At 50.4% G+C, this 20,613-nt stretch carries 12 protein-coding genes; 9 read left to right on the forward strand and 3 right to left on the reverse strand.

The window, feature by feature from the left end:
• Nucleotides 1-380: 380 nt before the first annotated feature.
• Both ACI1P2_RS25900 and ACI1P2_RS25905 read right to left on the reverse strand, forming a co-directional pair.
• Nucleotides 381-1,502 (reverse strand): NADH-dependent flavin oxidoreductase, encoded by a 1,122-nt coding sequence (locus ACI1P2_RS25900; protein ID WP_355324939.1) that lies wholly within the window; start codon nucleotides 1,500-1,502, stop codon nucleotides 381-383.
• Between the two features lie 136 nt (nucleotides 1,503-1,638).
• Nucleotides 1,639-3,225, reverse strand: a complete 1,587-nt coding sequence (locus ACI1P2_RS25905; RefSeq protein ID WP_355324942.1) for an EamA family transporter — start codon at nucleotides 3,223-3,225, stop codon at nucleotides 1,639-1,641.
• A 158-nt stretch (nucleotides 3,226-3,383) separates the two neighbouring features.
• Here ACI1P2_RS25905 and ACI1P2_RS25910 point away from each other — a divergent pair, with 158 nt between their 5' ends.
• The 3 genes from ACI1P2_RS25910 to ACI1P2_RS25920 all read left to right on the forward strand — a co-directional run bounded on the left by ACI1P2_RS25910 (nucleotide 3,384) and on the right by ACI1P2_RS25920 (nucleotide 7,971).
• Complete coding sequence (locus ACI1P2_RS25910; RefSeq protein ID WP_355324945.1) at nucleotides 3,384-4,271, forward strand: LysR family transcriptional regulator; 888 nt, start codon at nucleotides 3,384-3,386, stop codon at nucleotides 4,269-4,271.
• Nucleotides 4,272-4,769: 498 nt separating this feature from the next.
• Complete coding sequence (locus ACI1P2_RS25915) at nucleotides 4,770-7,625, forward strand: contractile injection system protein, VgrG/Pvc8 family (RefSeq protein WP_355324948.1); 2,856 nt, start codon at nucleotides 4,770-4,772, stop codon at nucleotides 7,623-7,625.
• A gap of 13 nt (nucleotides 7,626-7,638) precedes the next feature.
• Nucleotides 7,639-7,971: an Imm8 family immunity protein gene (locus ACI1P2_RS25920; RefSeq protein ID WP_355324951.1), complete on the forward strand. Its 333-nt coding sequence runs from the start codon at nucleotides 7,639-7,641 to the stop codon at nucleotides 7,969-7,971.
• Nucleotides 7,972-8,303: 332 nt separating this feature from the next.
• On the opposite strand, the gene ACI1P2_RS25925 is transcribed toward ACI1P2_RS25920, so the two are convergent.
• Nucleotides 8,304-11,054 carry an endo-beta-N-acetylglucosaminidase gene (locus ACI1P2_RS25925; protein WP_355324954.1) on the reverse strand — a complete coding sequence of 917 codons (2,751 nt, stop codon included), beginning with the start codon at nucleotides 11,052-11,054 and terminating at the stop codon, nucleotides 8,304-8,306.
• Nucleotides 11,055-11,408: 354 nt separating this feature from the next.
• On the opposite strand from ACI1P2_RS25925, the gene ACI1P2_RS25930 reads away from it, so the two are divergent.
• The 6 genes from ACI1P2_RS25930 (at nucleotide 11,409) to ACI1P2_RS25955 (ending at nucleotide 20,610) form a co-directional block, all read left to right on the forward strand.
• Entirely contained in the window at nucleotides 11,409-13,196 is a 1,788-nt protein-coding gene (locus ACI1P2_RS25930; RefSeq protein WP_408976353.1) for a sensor histidine kinase, read from the forward strand.
• A 1-nt stretch (nucleotide 13,197) separates the two neighbouring features.
• The gene (locus tag ACI1P2_RS25935) at nucleotides 13,198-14,703 is read left to right on the forward strand and encodes a response regulator transcription factor (RefSeq protein ID WP_355324960.1); all 1,506 of its coding nucleotides are present in this window, start codon (nucleotides 13,198-13,200) and stop codon (nucleotides 14,701-14,703) included.
• Nucleotides 14,704-14,849: 146 nt separating this feature from the next.
• Nucleotides 14,850-16,319 (forward strand): ABC transporter substrate-binding protein, encoded by a 1,470-nt coding sequence (locus tag ACI1P2_RS25940; RefSeq protein WP_355324963.1) that lies wholly within the window; start codon nucleotides 14,850-14,852, stop codon nucleotides 16,317-16,319.
• Between the two features lie 83 nt (nucleotides 16,320-16,402).
• Nucleotides 16,403-17,332, forward strand: a complete 930-nt coding sequence (locus ACI1P2_RS25945) for an ABC transporter permease (RefSeq protein ID WP_355324966.1) — start codon at nucleotides 16,403-16,405, stop codon at nucleotides 17,330-17,332.
• Between the two features lie 28 nt (nucleotides 17,333-17,360).
• Nucleotides 17,361-18,278 (forward strand): carbohydrate ABC transporter permease, encoded by a 918-nt coding sequence (locus ACI1P2_RS25950; RefSeq protein ID WP_355324968.1) that lies wholly within the window; start codon nucleotides 17,361-17,363, stop codon nucleotides 18,276-18,278.
• A 34-nt stretch (nucleotides 18,279-18,312) separates the two neighbouring features.
• Nucleotides 18,313-20,610: a glycoside hydrolase family 3 N-terminal domain-containing protein gene (locus tag ACI1P2_RS25955; RefSeq protein WP_355325084.1), complete on the forward strand. Its 2,298-nt coding sequence runs from the start codon at nucleotides 18,313-18,315 to the stop codon at nucleotides 20,608-20,610.
• Nucleotides 20,611-20,613 lie beyond the last annotated feature (3 nt).

Here is a 20,613-nt window from a genome sequence, read left to right on the forward strand (position 1 = left end):
GTGAAGGAATACATGGATTTTTACAACAACCGGAGGATGCACCGAAGTCTCGGTAAACGATCTCCCGCTTCGTTTATGGAGTGGGCCAGGGAAGTACCGGCTGAATTAAAAAAATACGAATGTGCCGTGTGAACGAGCAAAGTCGAGCTATTCTACGGCTGAGCATCTTTATTTCGGCATCTCTCCAAAATTAGGGGGTCTGACCGTAATCAACAGGAGATCCGTTCAAGACAAGCAGGGTATGCTTAATTTCTGAACGGCCCGCTGCCGGTTGAATTCACCATTTGTTTCGCGTGTTCATTCTTCTTTCATCCGCCTTCCCGGTTGCAGGGGCCGAACGTTTAACCCTGTTCAGCCCCGCCCATTATAATTTTTTTCGCTTAATCCACGACTTGAAACCAGCCCGGTGTATTGGTGATCATTCCCCAAAAAACATCCGGAATCATCAGCTCTTTTTGCGCGGAACGGGAAAGCGTCGTTTTAATTTCCTGTTCACGGCCGCTTTGCACCAAGGCAACCCATTCCGGATTCATAACCATGGCATGGCCAAGCGAGATTAAAGGAACGCCGGTTTCCAGGGCTTGAACGACATCATCCGGAGTCAACAATCCGCCGACGCCGATCACCGGGACGCGGTCGCCCACTCGTTCCTGTATCATGACGATTCTTGATTTTTTAATACTGTCGTCCTTTCTCGGGCCAGCCCAGAAACGATCCACGGAAATATGAATGTAGTCCAGGTTTTGTTCAGCCAGCACATCTACGAAATGAAGTGTATCCGTCATAGTGATTCCAGGAGTCTCGTTTTCCTCGGGAGAGATTCGGTATCCGACGGCAAATGGCGACGTGGCATATGCTGCAACCGTTTCTTTTACACGTCTTATGACTTCCAGAGGCAAGGTCATGCGTTTTTCCAACGTTCCGCCCCATTTGTCCTCTCTTCGGTTGGAGTGGGGGGAGAAGAATTGCTGCATCAGGAATCCATTGGCACCATGAATTTCAACGCCGTCAAAACCGGCCTCAATCGCCCTGCGTGTCGCCTGAGCGTACTCTTCGATTACGGTTTCAATTTCCGCGTCGGTCATTGCTTTTGGAACGGCTGCACCTTCACGTTCTACCGCGACAGGACTTGCGCTCAGCACATGACCGCCGGGGACCAGAGCCGGGTTGCTCAAGCGTCCGCCGTGATAAAGCTGAACAATCGCTTTGGCCCCATTTTTCTGTATAGCAGCCGTCAGCTTTTGCAACCCAGGCAGCAGCGTATCGTTATCGATATCAATACCGTTTTCAATCAGTTTTCCGTTTGGCGACACCAGTGCGCCGGTCACTACAGCCCCAACTCCCTGAGCGCGTGCTTTATAAAAAGCCAACTCTACATCCGTCAATTCTCCATTTGCGCCGGATGCCGTCATGCTCATGGGTGCCATAAGCACCCGGTTTTTCAATTGCACACCTGAAGGCAGACTAAACGATTGGAAAATGGGTTCATACTTTTGATTCATGTTCATTCCTCATTTCTGTATATATTTCTTATTAAGGACCTATCGGTCCATAACAGATGAAAAAATAGGGTGTTGCACATGTTGTGAACCAATCGGTCCGTAACGGTGAAAAAAGAAAGCGAGAAGTTCACTTCGGTTAGTTCAACTTTTCCAAAATCACCGAAATCGAATCCTCGATTCTTTCCCGCTTGGATTGTGCTCGCACCATGACGTTAATTCCTTGCAAAGACACGGTGAGGAAACGGGCAAGTTTTAACGATTCGATGTCAGTAGAGAGAGAGCCATTGCTTTTCCCTCTTTCAATGGCATTCAGATAAGCCTGCTCGACATCGTCAAAATCGCTTTCGACCATCATGCGAAACTGCTCGTCATGAGGGGCCAATTCAATCGCTTCATTGGAAGTCATGCAGCCTAATTGGCTGCTCTCACCGTCAAGGAGCCCATAAAAGGAGGCTTCAATCCCCCGGTACACATTTTCGTCGTTCAAGCAATCAATTAAACCAGCCATGCGTTTAGTCCGGTACAATGCAAATGCTCGAATAAAGAGATCGTGCTTGCTGCCAAATGTCTCATAAAGACTGCTTTTGCTAAGTCCTGTTGCATGCAGCAAATCACTCAGGGACGTAGCTTCATAGCCTTTGGCCCGAAAGAGTGTCATCGCTTCCCTTAATACATTGGCTTCATCGAAGTTACGTGGGCGGACCATTCGTATACCACCTCCCGAACGTAGTATACCCCATTCCGAACCGATAAGTCCAGAACAAAATATAAATTTCCCGATTTTGCGAAGACAGAGCATGCATTTTCGCAATTGGTGCGGGACGGCTTTCGGAAATCGTTGACGTCGGTGGAAGAATGCGTGTTGCCCGTCTCCGCCAACTTCACCTATCCAAGTGGAGCCCAATAGCAAGGCAGCACCGATCAGTTGCTGCAAAGTCATTCTCTCTCCTACGACGAGAGCTGATATCAATAATGAAGTTAGGGGATCGATATAGCTCAATACGGCGACGCTTTGCCCTTGTAGCCCTTTCATTCCGGCAAAGAATAGATAAAATCCAATCCCGCCATGAAGGATACCCAGCAGGAGCATCAATGCAACCGTCTCACCGGTGATAGAAAAGATATTGAAGCCACTCGTGAACAGCACAAATGGGAGCAACATTGTCACCGATAAGCCAAGCTGCAGAAGAGTATTTTCCAGCCCGTCCAGGTCCCGAATAAACTTGTTGACCAGCGTCAAAACGGCATAGAAAGCCGCTGCGACGAGTCCGTAGCCGATACCCGGCAGATGATGCCCGGTTGTTTCCAGCTCGCCATTTTGCAAAACGAAGAACAGACCGAGTAAAGCAATGCCGACACATACCGCTTTTTTGGGCGACAACTTTTCTTTCAAAACGAAGGGTGAGAGTATAATAACCAAAACAGGCGCAAAATAATAACTCAACGCTGCATTTGCAATCGTTGTTTCCTTGTACGCCTGAAACAGAAAGATCCAGTTGCCACTCAACGCCACGCTCGCAATGAACAGAGCAGCGGCATTCTTCTTCACCTTCCGCCACGACACCTTCTGCTTCCTCCACACGAAGACGACAAGCAGACACAGGCCACCGATCAAGCTCAAGAGCAACGCAATTTCTCTGGAAGACAAGTTGATATATTTGGCAAACACGCCAACGCCTCCGAAGATGATCATCGACAAGATGAAATAAATTTTTTCCTTCACTTGTTAATCCCACTTTCCACTTGGTCTTTATCCATCTATGCTTTCATTTGAGTTCCATTGCGTTATAGAGTACCATTCTATTTATCATTACAAAAGTGAATGTTTCTCATTGAAATGATGACAAAACCAGATGATTGGAGCTGAACATTGGCATGGACATGAATATTCAGAAATATTTAGCATTAGTCAAAACAGTAGAATACGGGAGCTTTACAAAAGCGGCCGAAGCATTGAACTATTCTCAGTCGGGTATCAGCCGTATGATTAACGATTTAGAAACAGAATGGAAGATTTCTCTCCTCGAACGTGGACGCTCCGGCGTGCGTCTGAGTTCCGAAGGTCTTAAACTGCTTCCATACGCAAAAAGCGTATGTAATGAATATCAGAAATTGCAGACACAAATTGACGAATTACACGGGCTCCAATCAGGGCTAATTCGGATTGGAACATTTTCAAGTGTAGCTACCCATTGGCTTCCGAATATAATTAAAGCGTTTCAAAAAAAATATCCGAACGTTGATTATGAGCTTTTGCTTGGCGACTATACGGAAATCGAAAGCTGGATATTGGAAGGGCGCGTGGATTGCGGTTTTCTCAGGCTCCCCACACATCCCAAACTGGAAACGATCTTTTTGGAGCAAGACAAGCTGCTTGTGATCCTGCCGGAAAACCACTCGCTGACTGATTGTGATCGTTTTCCTGTCAAAGCATTAGGCGAAGACCCATTTATGCTATTGGAAAAAGGCGCAAAAGCTGAAATATCAGAAATATTTGAGCGCTGTAGTATTGCACCAAAGGTACAATTTACGACTTGGGATGATTATGCCATCATGTCGATGGTGGAGAGTGGTTTGGGTATCAGCATTTTACCGGAGCTTATTTTGCAGCGTATTCCCTACCGAATTGTGGTAAAAGAGCTCGAAATACCGGCCTACCGCAAGATCGGCCTTGCAATGAAAGATAAGGAGTCTGCATCACTCGCGGTCAAGCGATTTATAGATTATCTGCAATACAGAAACACTTCGGAGAACAATTTATCAGAATGAAAACTAACTTAAAAGCAGGTCGAGCATGGGGGTAACAGCGTTGGATATATTCTTGATAGAACGACGTTGAAGAGTTGAATGCATTGGGTTGTTTATAATGCCATAAAAGCTGAGGGAGTCGGAGATTTAAGTGAAAAAACAGCGGTTAAAGAGGTTCGCTTTTCTGTAAATTCATAGGAAAAGGGAACTATTAACAATGAGAAACATAGACAAAAAGTATGGTATGCCCGATAATTACTTTTAAAAGAGCTTGTGTTAAATATATCCTTTTAAAGATATTTTAGCGAAAATATCGTCGAGGTGGTTATGGGCTGGTACGTCATGCCGGAAATCGGCGATCCTGTGTCTCACTCTATTTTTCGGACATCCGGGAAGAGGATGATGGTGCGGGTAGTGCATTAAGGCGTGCTCTGAGAAACAGTTCCCACAGTAAGTTCAGCAAACAAGGGGTGTACATCAAAGACAAGGCACAAATGAGGAAAGGAGTCAGGAGTTCATTTGAATGTATCGCACAACGACAACGGGATCGGGTACGAAAGTCTGCGTCTCTATGGTCCCTTTCAGCCTCAGCATATCGAAAAGTTGAAGATTACGAGAGCGATCAACGAGCATGCTTATTTACATATCAGCGGGGTGCTGCCCGAGGAGCAGGGAGCCGCCTGTATCGGTCAGAGCATGGAGGAGGAGCCCATTGTTCTGCGCCAGCTGGATGAGCAGGGTCAATCGGTAAGAAGGCTGTTTCATGGCCTTGTCACACGTATGTCGGTACAGTGTATACGTGGGGTGTATACCTTCGAGCTGGAGGCCGCTTCGCATTCGTATCAGATGGATATTTTGCTGAAAAAGGGTTCTTTTCAGGATATTCACCGCACCTATGACGACTTGGTCACTTCGCTGGTCCGGAAGTACAGGTACGGTGATTTGATCGATACCGTCACGGACCATGCCAAGTTAGGAGCTTTTGTTTTACAATATCAGGAGACGGATTGGGCGTTCCTGAAGCGCCTTGCCTCCCGCTTCGGGTCTGTGCTGGTGCCCGAGGTGACGGCCGCTTCGCCAAAGATCTTTTTCGGGATGCCGGAAGGGAAGACGTATAAGGTGGAGCGAGAGGTCTCTTATCGGCTGCGTAAAACCTTTTATGAACCAGACACAGGATCACAGGGAAAACAGGCCGGCTCGTACATAATTTATTCCTTTGAAAGCTTGCAGTACTTTGCGTTGGGAGACTTCGTTACTTTACCGCTTGGGGATGGCAAAGAGCTTGTTGTCATCCGGGCGATGACCAGGCTGCTGGATGGCCTGCTACACACCGTATATGATCTTCAGGTGGAGCAGGATATCCGGTACGCCCGTTATGAGAATGAGCAGGCTGCCGGTATTGCCTTGATGGGCAAGGTGCTTCAGGTGCAGCAGGATGGTGTGCAGGTGAAGCTGGATATTGATCCTGAGCAGGACCCGGCTATCGCCTGCTGGTTTCCGGTGGCGACCCGCTATGTCGCGGAGGGGCACAGCGGCTGGTACGATATGCCGGAAATCGGGGATCAGGTGCAGCTGTATCTGCCGACGGCCCGTGAAGCAGAGGCTTATGTGACTGATTCGCTGCGGCAGCAGCGGTATACGCAAGGAGAGCCGGGGGTTAAGGCATGGCGGCATATGGGAGGCAGCGGCGTGGAGATGGCGGCAGATAGCCTGACGCTATCCACTCCTGGTGAAATGTCCATTCTGCTGAACGAAAGCAGCGGTATTACCATAAGCAGTCCGGGTGATATTGAGGTAAAAGGCGGCAACGTCAAATTGGATGCAGGCCAGAACTTATCGCTCCAGGCCGGGACGGGGCTGTATTTAAGAGGCGGGGCAAGCAGCATGGTGCTCGACGGCGAGACGGATACGAACGCGCCGGTGATTTATCAGGAAGGCACGGTAAAAGCCCCCGTCTATGTGGCGGACCTTCCGCCTGTACCAGAGCCGCCGCTCATGAGCATCAAAGCGTATGAAGCAGCACAAGCTGCGAAAGCGGAAAGCGCCGCTTCCGCTGCGGCCCGCCCGTCCGTCACCGCCAAAGTGACGACACCCGCCGAGCTGCAGCAAGCTAACTCCTTGCTGGGCACGGTGTCCAAGCTGCTCGGGTCGATTCCAGCGATGGGAGCAGTGGCGGGGGCTGCGATGACAGCAGGACCCAGAGGGGTGGCAGTAGGTGCGGTTCTGATGGCAACGGCAGCTATTCCTGTTCGCAGTACGGGAACCGCCAGCGGTGGCGTCGGTAGCAAAGGGACAGGTATTCATCCATTAAAGCACCTGGCAGACTTGGCGCTGCAGGGGCTGATCAGCCAGTACGAGCACGAGCAGGCCAAGCAAGCGTACTATAACAAGTGGATTTTGGGGAAAGTGTATACGAGCGCGCGTCATATAGCTCAGTCTGGTGGCCCACTGGAGCTGGTTCAGAACCTGCTGACAGAGTCAACAGCCATAACTCACGCGTATCAGCAGGTTCCTCAAAGCGTGCGTAACCGGTGGATTCGACAAGCCGAGGAACAGGAGCTTGCGAGACTTCGAGCTAAGGACCTGGCTGATCTTACCTTGGCAGAAGTGCTCAAAGTGAACCCGGAAAGATTGAAGCACATAGATAGAAATGCAGAAGGTTTTTATATCATCCAGAATTATTATCTTGTATGGGAACGCGGCACTCGGGCGTTTGAAAGACCCGAGGCATATTTAGATGGTAACTATTTTCTCATTAAGAAACTAGAGGAACTGTACGAGCAAGGTCAGGACTTATCGAAATTAACGGTGGCAGAAATGGACCGTCTGAGTTTAGAAGCTGCTAGTAAACTGCATAAAGCTAGTTCATTAGTATCCCTTGCAACAGACATCTCGGGTTCAAGAGGAATGAGCAGTGGATTTTCAAATCGCTATTCTTCAAATAATGGGTCGGGAGGAACTAATCCTGAACCAGTGAACCCATTACCATCTGAGGGGGCTGGTAAACCCAAATGGTGGCATCCTGGATATGTAGATAATTTGACTGACTCTCAAATTATTCTTGGAGTTAAACAGTCACCAAAAGGACTATCAACTCTTGGCAGTTCTACTCGTAAAGAGGCAATGAATGCTGGTAAAGGATGGGTAGGTGAGGGTGCTAAGGAAATTATTGATAAAACGACAGGTGAAATTATAGGTTTTTCAAGTGCAGATGGAATGAGGGCTTTTAGAATTCAATTTAAGCCAGGAGAAAATATGGTAAGAGCAAATTTCCAAGAAAATATCATGATTAGGACAGAACGTAATTATAACGATTATAATAAGACATGGGCACCTAAGCAAATAAGAAATGTCCATATCGATATATTGGATTAGGAGAGTGGATTAAATGCTTATAATAAAGGCTCTGACAAAAGTACATGAGGACTGGGGTGATGAAATAGACGATTTTTATATTACTTATCATATAGATATCGGTCCTAAGGACATAAATGGAGCATCGGACTTGTTTTCGTTCGAATTAATTAGTCCTAAAAGGATAGAACGGATGGTAGGTCTAGGTGATATCATTATCGGACATGGTCATTTTATTACAAGTGACTTTAATGAAATGATACTTGAAGCCACTCTGAATCGTATTATTAATAAATGCACGGATGATGATATTAATAAAGCGTACAATAATCTCTCCAAGTACTTTCGTTGGGAGATGGATGAGTAGTTGAATATTAACGGACACATATAACTTATGTAATACATCAAACCCACTTGATAAACTTTCAAAGCTCTTTCCAACTTGTTTTATGAGTAGGAATGAGCTTTTTTTGCGTGCCCAAAATCAAAGGAGGATGAAACGAATGGCAAAACGTGAACAGGTAGTGGCGGAAGAGTTGAAGAAGCAGCAGCTCGTACAGGAAGCAGAAAAAGCCTTCTATTGCCGAAAAATCACAGTTTTTTTCGGAAGTTAAACGGCCTCAGTCCAGGTGAACTTTGGACCGAGGCCGCATCATATTAACATCTTCCTGACTGGAGCGGTTCATTTACAGAAATATGCTATCTCAAAATCGTAGTCGCCCGGTTCCCGGCATAGTCCTCGATGACAAGCTTCAGGGAGCTGGTCGTGGACGCAGGCTTGAAGGTTAGCTCGCTGAGCTTTGTTCTGCCCCGTACAATATACGGAAACTTCTTGCTGGTATAGGTGACTCCGAATTCCCTCGGTACGTCATTCTCATACACGTAGAGACGATGCCAATCTGCCAATGTAGGCAGGGCCAACGTATAGGTGCCGCCCGTGACGGTGACCAGTTCCTTGGCATAAGGCGTGATCTCCAGGTCTGCGAGCTGTCCCGTAACGGTGACTGGGGCCTGTCCATCAATGGAGAGATTCAGAACGTAATGCTCGCCGTTCTTCGGGAGGCCGGTGATCACGGCCTGCTGCTCGCCAGCATCCGCTTGCAAACTTGTGCTGAACGGCTCGTTCGTATATTCGGTCTCCAGCGTCAACTCGACCGGTCCGGCAGCCCCAGGCGCATTCTTCCAGGCAACGGACGCATCTCCGTGGTCATCAAATGTGACCTTCACGTCCCGTACCCCGGCCGTCAGATCGTAAGACAGGGTGGCAGGCTCGCTTTCGGTGCCGTCTGCCCCCACGGCCGTAATGCTCAGTTCCCCGCGCTTGTGCTTCAGGGATTTGATGTAATACGTGGAATCGTAGATCCCACCAACGTAGGAGCCGTTTTCATACAGATTATATTGCTTCACTTTGTCATAATCCTCGATATCCCAAGCAACCACCATTTCACCAGTGTTGGTTAGGGCCTTATCGATTCGGAAGCCAGAAGGAGCTTCCGGTTTGGCTGCGGAGCCGTCCGTGATGCGCAGCTCGCCGATATTCATTTGATACGCATTGATGGTGCTATTGTTGTTATCAAAGGACAGACCGAGTGCAGCGATGTTTTTGCCTGCATAAGGGCTGAGATCCAGTGACACGGTCTTCCAGCCGTCAGTCCGTTGACCGGAATCCGGTACCTCCACCTTGACGACTTTATTCGGCGCATCCGCGAAGATCAGCCCCAGGCTCAGAGAAGATGAGTCCGAAGGTGCAGGCTTATTGTAAGTCAGAGTTGCTTTGGAGTGCTCATTGATCGTTAAATCCGTCTTGAACAGGCGGAGGAGGTTCTCGGCATCCAGCTTTCCGTTCACTACAAGGGAGCTGCCGCCGTTATATGCACCGATGGACTTGTAATCATAACGCGGGCCTTTCTCGTACTGCGGACCGTAGTCGAAATCCACGTTAAGCCGCTCCCCCGTGGTATCGATCCACCACTGCCAGGTTACCGGGATGTCCTGAATGTTGATATTGGACCATTCCTGATCACTGGACACGACGCCGTTCTTCACATAATCCAGTCCGTGCCCGGTGTTAAAGCTTGTGAAGAAGCTGCCGCCCCGAATGACGGAGCGCTCGGCAATGTAAGCTGCAATCCCGTCCCAATTCGCGCCGGATGCGTATACATCGGACAGGCTGGCATTTGTGTTCCGGTGTGCATCCGTCGGGTCCTGGTTCGGTCCAGACCACCATGCCCGGTCACGAACGAAGGTCATCCACTGGTACTCGCTGTCTGCACGGTGATTTGTACTCGGATTGCCCATGTCTTCATCCAGCCCGTTGTGGGTGAAGTCTGCGCCAAGCGTAGCGATGCTGTTCATGGGCTGGCCGTTCTCATCCAGGTTCCAGCGCAGATCGTATTTCTGCTTCCAGCGACCGAAGCTGTCATTTCCGCCTTCCACGCCTGCGAAGACGCTCTCCAGCGGATCAAGTCCCAGACTTTCGGCATGAGACCGGGATTTGGCCAGCATCTCATGGTTCCACCAGTAGTTCAGGAAGATAGAATCCGATACACGACCCAGCTGTGCATCCTTCACAAAAGGGCTGTTAGCGGAGTTAAACTCATTTTGATAATCAATCTTTCCGCTCCCGTCAACCGTGGAATCATACCATTGCACGTACATTCCCTGATCCCTCAGGTATTTCATGAACTTCTTGTAGGCGGGAATATCCTCTGGTGTTACGCCTTTGGCGACCTCTTCCTGATTGAAAAAGTATCCGTCATAGCCGTAATACTCGGCCATTTCCACCAGCTTTCTGGCAACAGGGAACTCTCCGTTCTCATCCTGTACGAGCATCTGCTTGTATGTCTGCGGTCCGCGGTCATTATCCGAGAAAAAGATGTTGGCGATAGAGAGCACGCCGTTTTTGTGAGCGGCGTTTGTATAAGCCGGATTGGGAATGTTCAGGATACCGAATTCGAAGTAGCGCTCGGTCCAATCCTTTTTCGGATCATACAGCTCCTCAGGCACACCTGCGGAGGCCATTCCGTGCCAATAGCCGTAATAGTCGGTATACTGCCAATAATTATACAGGTACTGGCCGAATTTATTGGTGTACGGCGTACTGTCGAAGAATGCGTTGCCATAATCCCCGCTCATGGTGAACATCTGTGTATCCGGGCTCAGCTCGGGGTTGGCCTGGGTAGGGGCAAAAGCGGCATTGCGCGGCTGCAGCGGCACACGTGCCCGCAGCAAATCGCCGTAGATATCACTTTCCGGGGTCCAGTCCATGATCTGGGCACTGGTATAACCATGCTGATAGGGCTGGTTCTCGCCCTTGGCGCTGATGCCCTCATAGGGCAGCGTATCTCCGGCAAGAGCCGGTGTGGCAGAGAGCTGGCTCAATAGCGCAGCCGACAGTGCCAGCGCAGTCATCTTGGGCAAACGCTTGTTGGATAACCCTTTGCGTGTCATGTGGTTCCTCCTTCATAATGGAATGGTTGTTTATGTATTCGCTTTCAATTTACAAAAGCTTATGGATAACCTTAATGGAAGAAAGCTATTTCAAATAGGGCCAAATTAAAGATTTCAGGTGCAAACTAAAGAAAATATGAAAGTGGAAGGTTCATGTGAGTGGCAGGATGCTATACTTTTGAGTGACACAAGAACGAGGCAGAACAAAGTCACATGAGCTTATGTAGTTGTTCAAGAAGAAGACTCTCAAGAGGAAGACTTTAAGAGGAAGGCACTCAGAGAGCTCGTGAGACCGGGAGGTAGAGCTGTATTTTTAAAATTGTTAGCGCTTGCAGCGATTATATTAAAAACAATATGTTCATGAGGATGCTGTTCATTTTTTCCTTGATCTCCATCATCACGATTATTACGCTGTCCTACATCGTATTCAGATCCATTGCCGATGCAACGATTCGCCGGGAGCTGGAAGTGCAGAAAGCAGCCATGGAGAGTGTGGACCGCTATATCCGCCAGCAGTATGAGACGGTGCAGGATATGGTGAGGGACCTGCACCGGAATGAGGCGCTGTCGGCGAATACCTCCTATTTCATGGAGCATCCTTATGCCGATTATGTACAGCATCTGACGGAAGGCTTCTACACGAACAGGGATGATTATTCCACGGATGCACTGACTCATTTTCAGAATCTGGTGGATGAAAATGCTAACATTCGTCATGTGCTGCTGTACAGCACGGAGCAGCAGTATCTGTCGAACTTCAGCCGGAATATGGAGTTCAAGCAGCGGGACGTGAACGCTGCCCATTCTTTTGTGCCTGATGTGATGGCGATGGAGACACCAAATATCAGCGCGCCAAACAATTGGGTCCGTAAAACCATTGAAGAGCGGGATCCTGCGCTCTATGCGATTCGTGTGCCGATCAACAATAAGCAGACGCTCAAGAATATGGGGCAGCTTCTGGTGCTCTTCCATTCGGAGTCAATTGAACAGGCGCTTGCGAACTACAATAACAGCCTTAAGGGAGATATTGTCGTGGTATCTGCGGAAGGCACGGTTCTCTTCGACTCCAGCGGGCAGTACTACGGGCGCAGCTACCCTTATGTGAATGTAGAGAAGGCTTTGTTTGACAGCACAGGGCCAGGCGCCGAGAACAAGGTACAAGACCGGTATGTGAATCAGCTAATCTCTGCTGATGGGGGTTATGTTGTGATTGGGTCTGTCCCGAAAAGCGATATCGCTGAGGCTTATGCGGGTATCCGCAATACAATTCTGCTGCTCAGTCTTCTGTGCCTTTTATTTGCTGTTCTGGTGCCGGCATTCTATATTATGAATTTTGCCAAACGAACACGCAGGATCATCCAGTTTATGCATAAAGTGAAGGAAGGCGACCTGACAGCCCGTATCCATGATTCGCGTGAGGACGAGCTTGGGCAGATTGCAAGCAGCTTCAACGATATGCTCATGGAGATGAATCAATATATTGACCGCGTGTACAAAGCAGAGATTCGGCAGAAGGAGACGGAGTTGGTTGCACTGCAGGCGAGGATCAATCCGCATTTTCTGTACAATACGCTGGAGGTGATCCGCATGAGGGCCGTGTCGCAGGGAGCCAGGGACGTCGGGGATATGATCTATAGTCTGTCCGTTCTGTTCAAGAGTCAGGTACAGCAGAAGAGAAACCATACCTTGAAAGATGAGCTGGAGGCCTGCCGTCTCTATTTGGAGCTGTTCCGCATTCGTTATAAAGATATTTTTATCTATAAGATCAGGGTGGATTCCGCGTTCTATGACCACCCGGCCGTCAAGCTGTCGCTGCAGCCGATTGTTGAAAATTATGTCATCCACGGTATCCGCACCGAGCGTGCGGACAACAGGCTGGACATTGAGGTAAAGGAAGAGGACGGCACGCTGATGATCGAAGTGCGTGATAACGGCAGGGGAATTGCGCCCGACCGTCTGGCTGAAATCCGTCAGGAGCTGGAGCGCCATGAAGAATCGGGGTGCATGTTCGGATTACGCAGCGTGCACAGCCGGCTGCGGTACCTGTATGGGCCGGACTATGGCATCACCATAGAGAGCGAGCCGAATGAAGGAACAACCATTCAGGTGCGTTATCCTGTTGCAGAAAGGACAGATGCTTAGCATGTATAAAGTATTCATTGTAGATGACGAGCCATTCATCATTGAAGGACTGTATGATATCGTGGACTGGGCCGCCTTCGGGCTGGAAATCGTGGGTCACGCGGGCAACGGGCAGCTTGCGTTGGAGCGTCTGTCGTCTCAGCCTGTGGATATCCTGATTACCGACATCTCCATGCCAGTGCTGAACGGCCTGCAATTAATACGTGAGATGAGACGGAGACAGCAAGACTTGAAGGTCATCATTCTTAGTGGTTTCAATGATTTTGATTATCTGAAAGAAGGCATGCAGCTGGGGATCGACAATTATTTGCTGAAGCCGATTAATATTGAGGAACTGGAGGCCACGTTGCGCAATATCGTCACCAATCTGGACAAGACGAGGCCGAATGATGCGTACGGCATTCAGATTTTGAAGGATAATACGCTGCATCGGCTTTTAACGGGGCAGATTGCATGCAGAGAGTTCGAGGAGCGTGCCGAGTTTATGGGCATCACCCTGGATGGCGATTATATCGGAGTCGTCTCGATACGTGCGGATTCAGACCATGCGTCATTGTTCGCAGCGGTGGAGCAGCGAGCCCGGGAGGCGGAATATCCGGTTCTTTTCCACGATGTGGACGGGGACACCGTGCTGATTGCCAATCTGCCGAATAGAGACGAGAGCACCCAGGCCTTCAAAGACTGGCTTGCAGTCCTGGCCACAGAGCTTGCGGAGGAGTATCCGTCGCTGCTGATCGGCATTGGCGGAATTGCCCGCGGACTGGAAGATGCTCCAGCAAGCTACCGCGAAGCGAAGAAGGCCATGGAGTATGTCATGGTCTATCCCGAGCTGAAGATCATTGATTACGAACAGCTTGGAGCTGGCCGCAGTTCGGCTGCGGCTTTCACGGTGTCATGGAGCGATTTCGCAAAGCTGATGATGGCCAGGAATCAGGATGGGATCGCTGACCGGATTCGGACGGATTTTGAAGAACACAGTGACGGAACTACCCCCGCCGAGCTTCAGCATGCCGCGCTGGAACTGGTCATCCGCTTCAAAATGGAGCTGGAGCGGATCAAGCATACGGATGAATCGGCCATCTTCCGGACGGGGCTTCAGCGGGTACTGTCCAGTACGACGTTGGAGGAACTGGTGCTGGCTTTGCAGGAAGTGGGCGTGGCGACCGTGCAGTCCCTCCTGCAGGATATGAAGAACCCGACGGTCAGTCAGGTGCTGAACCATATTCATACCCACTACGCGGACGAGCTGTCCCTCAAGCTGCTGGGCGCGCAGTATCATCTGCATCCGGTGTATCTGGGGCAATTATTCCAAAAGGAAACGGGAGAGACCTTCGCGGAATATATCAATAAATATCGTATTGAACGGGCCAAGGAGCAACTGAAGAATACCAGTCTCAAGGTTCATGAGATCGCACGTAATGTGGGCTATTGGGAAACGGGGTATTTTTACAAGCAATTCCGCAAGTATGTGGGTATATCGCCTACTGATTACAAAATGCTGGGTTAACTCTGTGTCAGAAATCCGGGTGTTCTCTTTAATTTGTACCCGGATTTATTAAGTTTGTATTCTTTATGAAACGGCTTTCATTCGTTAGAGTTAAAGGAGCAAACGTTGGAGTTAAGGCATTTTGCAAAAGGGAGGATCACAGTTCAATGAATAAGAAAAAAAGACGATTGACCTTTATGGCGTCACTGATGTCGCTCGTGCTTGTCCTGAGTGCCTGCGGCGGCGGAGGAGGCAGCGGCGCGGATGGCTCCGGTGATGGAAAACCTGTAGAGCTGATCTGGTACACCATCGGTACTCCGCAAAAAGACGTAGACAAAGTTATGGAGGAAGTAAGCAAATATACGCAGGAGAAAATCAATGCTACCGTCACCATGAAAATGGTGGATTGGGGCGACTACTCGCAAAAGATGCAGGTCAATGTAGCCTCCGGCGAGCCGATGGATATTCTCTTTACTTCTTCCGGCGGATTTGATTATGTACAGAATGCCCGCAAGGGGGCTTTTCTGGAGCTGGATGAGCTGCTCGAGCAGCACGGCAAGGAGCTGACACAGGCCATTAATCCGGCGTTCCTCAGCGGTTCCAAGGTTGACGGACATAATTATGGCATCCCAGCCAACAAGGAACTGCCGCAGCAGGAGGTATGGCGCTTCAACAAGACGCTGCTGGACAAGTACAATCTGGATATCTCGAATGTCCGCTCACTGGACAGCCTGGAACCGCTCTTGAAGACGATCAAGGAGAAGGAGCCTACCGTCACGGCGTTTGCCATGGATAAGCAGTATGTCCCTTATGTACCTTACGACTACATTATCCAGAATCTTCCGTTGGCCGTGAAGCTGGACACCAAGGATTACAAGATCGTCAACATTTTCGAAACGGACGAAATGAAGGCAGCGCTCAAGACAATGCACAAGTACTACAAAGCGGGTTATGTATCGCCGGAAGCGGCCACGACGGGGTCGACCAATGATCTGACCACCTCGGGCAACTGGTTCCTGGACCGTGCGCAGACACAGCCCATGGCGGAAAATCTGTGGTCTGCAAGCTATGGCTATCCTGTCATAACTACACCGGCGAGCGATGCGATCATCACCAATATGTCCGTTCAAGGCTCCATTATGGCCATCTCGGCTAATTCGGAATATCCGGAGAAAGCGATGGAGTTCCTGAATCTGCTGAACACCGATCCTGTATTGCGCAATATGGTGGATTCCGGCATTGAAGGTGTCCATTATAAGAAGATTGATGACAAGCATATGGAGAATCTGGCGGAGTCCAAGAGCTACGATATGCCTTCGTATTCACTCGGCAACAATATGCTGCTGTACCTGAATCCCAATGACCCGGACAACAAATGGGATGAATTCAAGAAGTTCAATGCAGAAGGCGTCAACTCCCCGATCCTGGGCTTCAACTTTGATGCCAGCAAGGTGTCTACAGAGCTCGCAGCCGTGCAAAATGTGAAGGAACAGTTCTGGGCTGCCCTGATGACCGGCACATTGGATCCTGAGCAGAATATGGATCAGGTGATTGCAAAGTTTAACGAGGCGGGTCTAGAAAAAGTGATGGCCGAAGCCCAAACCCAGCTTGATGCCTGGAGAGCGGAAAATAAGTAAGGTCGTATTCAAGGATCGGGCGGTCGCATGTGCGCCCGGTCCTTTATTTTAGATTATCAACGCCATTACAGGAGGGATAGGGAATGGCCGCATTTTTCAAAAACATACTCAAAAATAAAATCATGCTGCTCATGGTGCTGCCCGGCGCCGTCTGGTTTTTCTTTTTTTCATATCTGCCCCTTGTGGGAACTGTCGCTGCCTTCAAAGAGTACCGGTTCAGCCGTGAGGGTTTCTGGGCAAGCCTGGCCAAGAGTGAATGGGTGGGCTGGGACAACTTCAAATTCATTTTCAGTAACAATGACGCATTGCAGATTACGCGTAACACACTGCTGTACAATCTGGCGATTATTTTTCTGGGCCTCATATTTGCCGTGGGTCTGGCCATCCTGCTCTCCGAGCTGATCAACAAACGGCTGGCCAAAATCTATCAGACGGGCATGTTCCTTCCTTACTTTCTATCCTGGGTCATTGTCGGTTATTTCGTATTCAGCTTCCTGAGCTTCGACCGGGGAATGCTGAATCAGATCATTGGGTGGTTCGGCCTGCAGCCCATCCAATGGTACTCGGAGCCGGAATATTGGCCGTATATCCTCGTGTTCGTAGCACTCTGGAAGACCATCGGGTACAACAGCATTGTCTATCTGGCCTCCATTCTTGGCATCGACAAATCCTTGTATGAAGCGGCCATGATCGACGGGGCCAGTAAGTGGCAACAGATCCGCAATATTACGATTCCTATGCTCTCGCCCATCATTATCATTATGACCCTGCTGGCCGTGGGCCGGATTTTCTATGCCGATTTTGGCCTCTTTTATCAGGTTCCGCGCGATTCAGGCACGCTGTATGCGGTCACCAACGTGATTGACACTTATGTCTACCGCGGCTTGAAGACGACAGGCGAGATCGGGATGAGTACCGCAGCGGGGCTGTATCAGTCCGTGGTCGGCTTTGTGCTTGTCATCATTTCCAACTATGTCGTCCGCAGAGTTGATAAAGACAGCAGTCTGTTCTAAAAAAACAAAATGAGGGGGAGTGATCTGGATGGCACAGGCTGCAGCTAAAAAAAGAGACTTTCATAACATTTCCCGCGGATGGAACATCATCCTGAATATCATTGCAGGTTTGTTTGCCTTTATATGCGTGTTTCCTTTTTTGTTCGTGGTCATTATTTCCTTAACGGATGAGAAGGTATTGGCGCGGGACGGCTATCGGCTGATTCCGGCTGAATGGAGCTTCGCTGCTTATCAATTTGTATGGCAGAGCGGAGATACACTGCTGCGCGCCTACGGGGTAACCATATTGGTCACCGTACTGGGAACGATCATCAGCCTGATTCTGATGTCGCTTTACGCCTATGCGATTTCACGCAAGAGCTTCCGTTACAGAAGATTTTTCTCCGTCTTTGCTATTTTAACGATGTTGTTTAATGGCGGGATGATTCCTACGTATATGGTCGTGTCGCAGCTGCTCGGATTGAAGGATACGCTGTGGGCGCTGATTCTTCCGCTGGCCATGAATGCTTTTTACATCATGATTCTGCGGACCTTTTATTCGACGAGCGTGCCGGATGCCCTTATCGAGTCCGGGAAAATTGACGGGGCCGGGGAGTTTTATATTTTTCTGAAAATTGTAGTTCCGCTGTCGCTGCCGGGTCTGGCTACCATTGGCTTGTTCAGCACACTGGGCTACTGGAACGATTGGTTCAATGCACTGCTGTATATTGAAAATCCAAAGCTGGTGCCGCTGCAATCCATGCTAATGCGAATTGAGTCCAGTATTCAGTTCCTGCGGCAGAATTCAGCGAGCAGCGCCATGAGTATGCAGGCCCTGCAGTCCATTCCGCAGGATACCTCACGCATGGCCATGGTTGTGCTGGCAACGCTGCCGATTATTTTTGCGTATCCGTTCTTCCAGCGTTATTTTGTGCAGGGACTTACCGTCGGAGCTGTCAAGGAATAGGGAGATCATGAAGCGGGATTGGAGAGATCGAACGATGACTTACAAGGACAAGACGAAATCCATTGTCGAGCGGACAGAGCATCTGTTAAGCCTGATGACGCCGGAAGAGAAGGTCGGCCAACTGGTTCAGCCCTTCGGCTGGCAGGTATATGAGCACCATGAGGGACGTATTATTCTAACGGAAGATTTCAAAGAAAAGGTCAGGCAGGGAGGCATCGGTTCGCTCTATGGTGTGCTGCGCGCCGATCCCTGGACAGGGGTTACGCTGGATAACGGCCTGTCCGCGAGGGAAGGGGCCGAGGCGGTCAACGAAATTCAGCATTACGCGATCGAGCATTCGCGGCTTGGGATTCCCATCCTGATTGGCGAGGAATGCTCGCATGGGCATATGGCGATTGACGGAACTGTATTTCCGGTCCCGCTCTCACTGGGAAACACATGGAACGTGGAACTGTATTATGAGATGTGCCGGGCGGTGGCACGCGAGACGCGTGCCCAGGGCGGAGCAGTAACCTATTCGCCTGTGCTTGATGTGGTGCGGGACCCCCGGTGGGGACGGACGGAGGAGTGCTTTGGCGAGGACCCTTATCTGATCGGGGAATTTGCGGTGGCTTCCGTACAGGGCCTTCAGGGTGAGCGGCTGGATCAGGAAGACAGCGTAGCGGCTACGCTGAAGCATTTTGTAGGCTACGGCAGCTCCGAAGGCGGACGCAATGCCGGTCCAGTGCATATGGGCTGGCGGGAGCTGCGGGAGGTCGATCTCTATCCGTTCAGGAAGGGAGTCGAGGCAGGTGCCCGTTCGATCATGCCTGCCTATAACGAGATTGACGGTATCCCATGCACAGTGAATACAGAGCTGCTGGAGGGTGTGCTGCGCGGGGAATGGGGCTTTGACGGGTTGGTCATTACCGACTGTGGAGCCATTGATATGCTTGCCAGCGGACATGATGTGGCGAAGGACGGGCTGGACGCTTCCGCGCAGGCAATTATGGCCGGTATTGATATGGAGATGTCGGGCGAAATGTTCGGCCGGTACCTGCTGCAGGCTTTTGCCGATGGCAAGCTTGCACCCGCCGTGCTGGACAAGGCTGTGCGCCGCGTGCTGAGCCTGAAATTCGCGCTCGGTCTGTTCGACCATCCATATGTCGACCCTGACCGGGCGGAGAAGGTCATCGGGGCGGAGGAGCATATTCGCCTGACACGTCAGCTGGCGGCGGAAGGCACGGTGCTGCTGAAGAACGAGGCAGGCACACTGCCCTTGTCCGCCTCCAACGGACGGATTGCCGTGATCGGGCCCAATGCCGATCACGCATATAACCAGTTGGGGGACTATACATCCCCGCAGCCCCGCTCCAAAGTAGCGACAGTGCTGGACGGAATCCGCCGCAAGCTGACGGCTGAGCCGGACAGGGTGCTCTATGCCCCGGGCTGCCGGATCAAGGGAGACGACCATTCCGGATTCGAGCATGCTTTGGCCGTTGCTGCACAGGCCGATACCATAGTGATGGTAATGGGCGGCTCCAGCGCACGCGACTTCGGGGAGGGCACCATCGATTTGCGGACAGGGGCGTCCAATGTATCGGACAACTCCTGGAATGATATGGATTGCGGTGAAGGCATCGACCGGATGACACTGGGGCTTGCCGGTGTGCAGCTGGAGCTGATCCAGGAGATTCACAAGTTGGGCAAAAAGCTGATTGTGGTCTATATTAACGGGCGCCCCATTGCCGAGCCATGGGTGGATGAGCATGCGGATGCCATTCTGGAGGCATGGTATCCCGGTCAGGAAGGCGGACACGCCATCGCCGACATTCTCTTTGGAGACGTGAACCCCTCCGGGCGACTGACCATCTCCATTCCCAAGCATGTCGGGCAGCTCCCGGTCTACTACAATGGCAAGCGCTCGCGCGGGAAGCGATATCTGGAAGAGGATCTGCAACCACAGTACCCGTTCGGCTACGGTCTCAGCTACACCAGCTTCAGTTATAGCGAGCCAAAGCTGAGTGCGACTTCCATGACGGCAGGAGATACAGTCACGTTATCTGTTGATGTTACCAATACGGGACAACTTGATGGAGCGGAGGTCGTGCAGTTCTACGTATCCGATGTGGTCAGCTCTATGACACGCCCGGCGAAGGAGCTGAAAGGCTTCCGCAAGATTACCCTTAAGCCGGGAGAGACAAGTACGGTTGCATTCAGCGTGGGCGCTGAGCAGCTGCAATATATCGGGCGTGATTTGATACCTGTCGTGGAACCGGGACAATTCAAGCTGCATATAGGCAGACATGTGAACGATACGCAGGCTGTCGATTTGCGGGTACGGGAGGTTTAACTT

Origin of the sequence: Paenibacillus jiangxiensis (assembly GCF_046098255.1) — a bacterium.
GTDB classification, from domain to species: Bacteria; Bacillota; Bacilli; order Paenibacillales; family Paenibacillaceae; genus Paenibacillus; species Paenibacillus jiagnxiensis.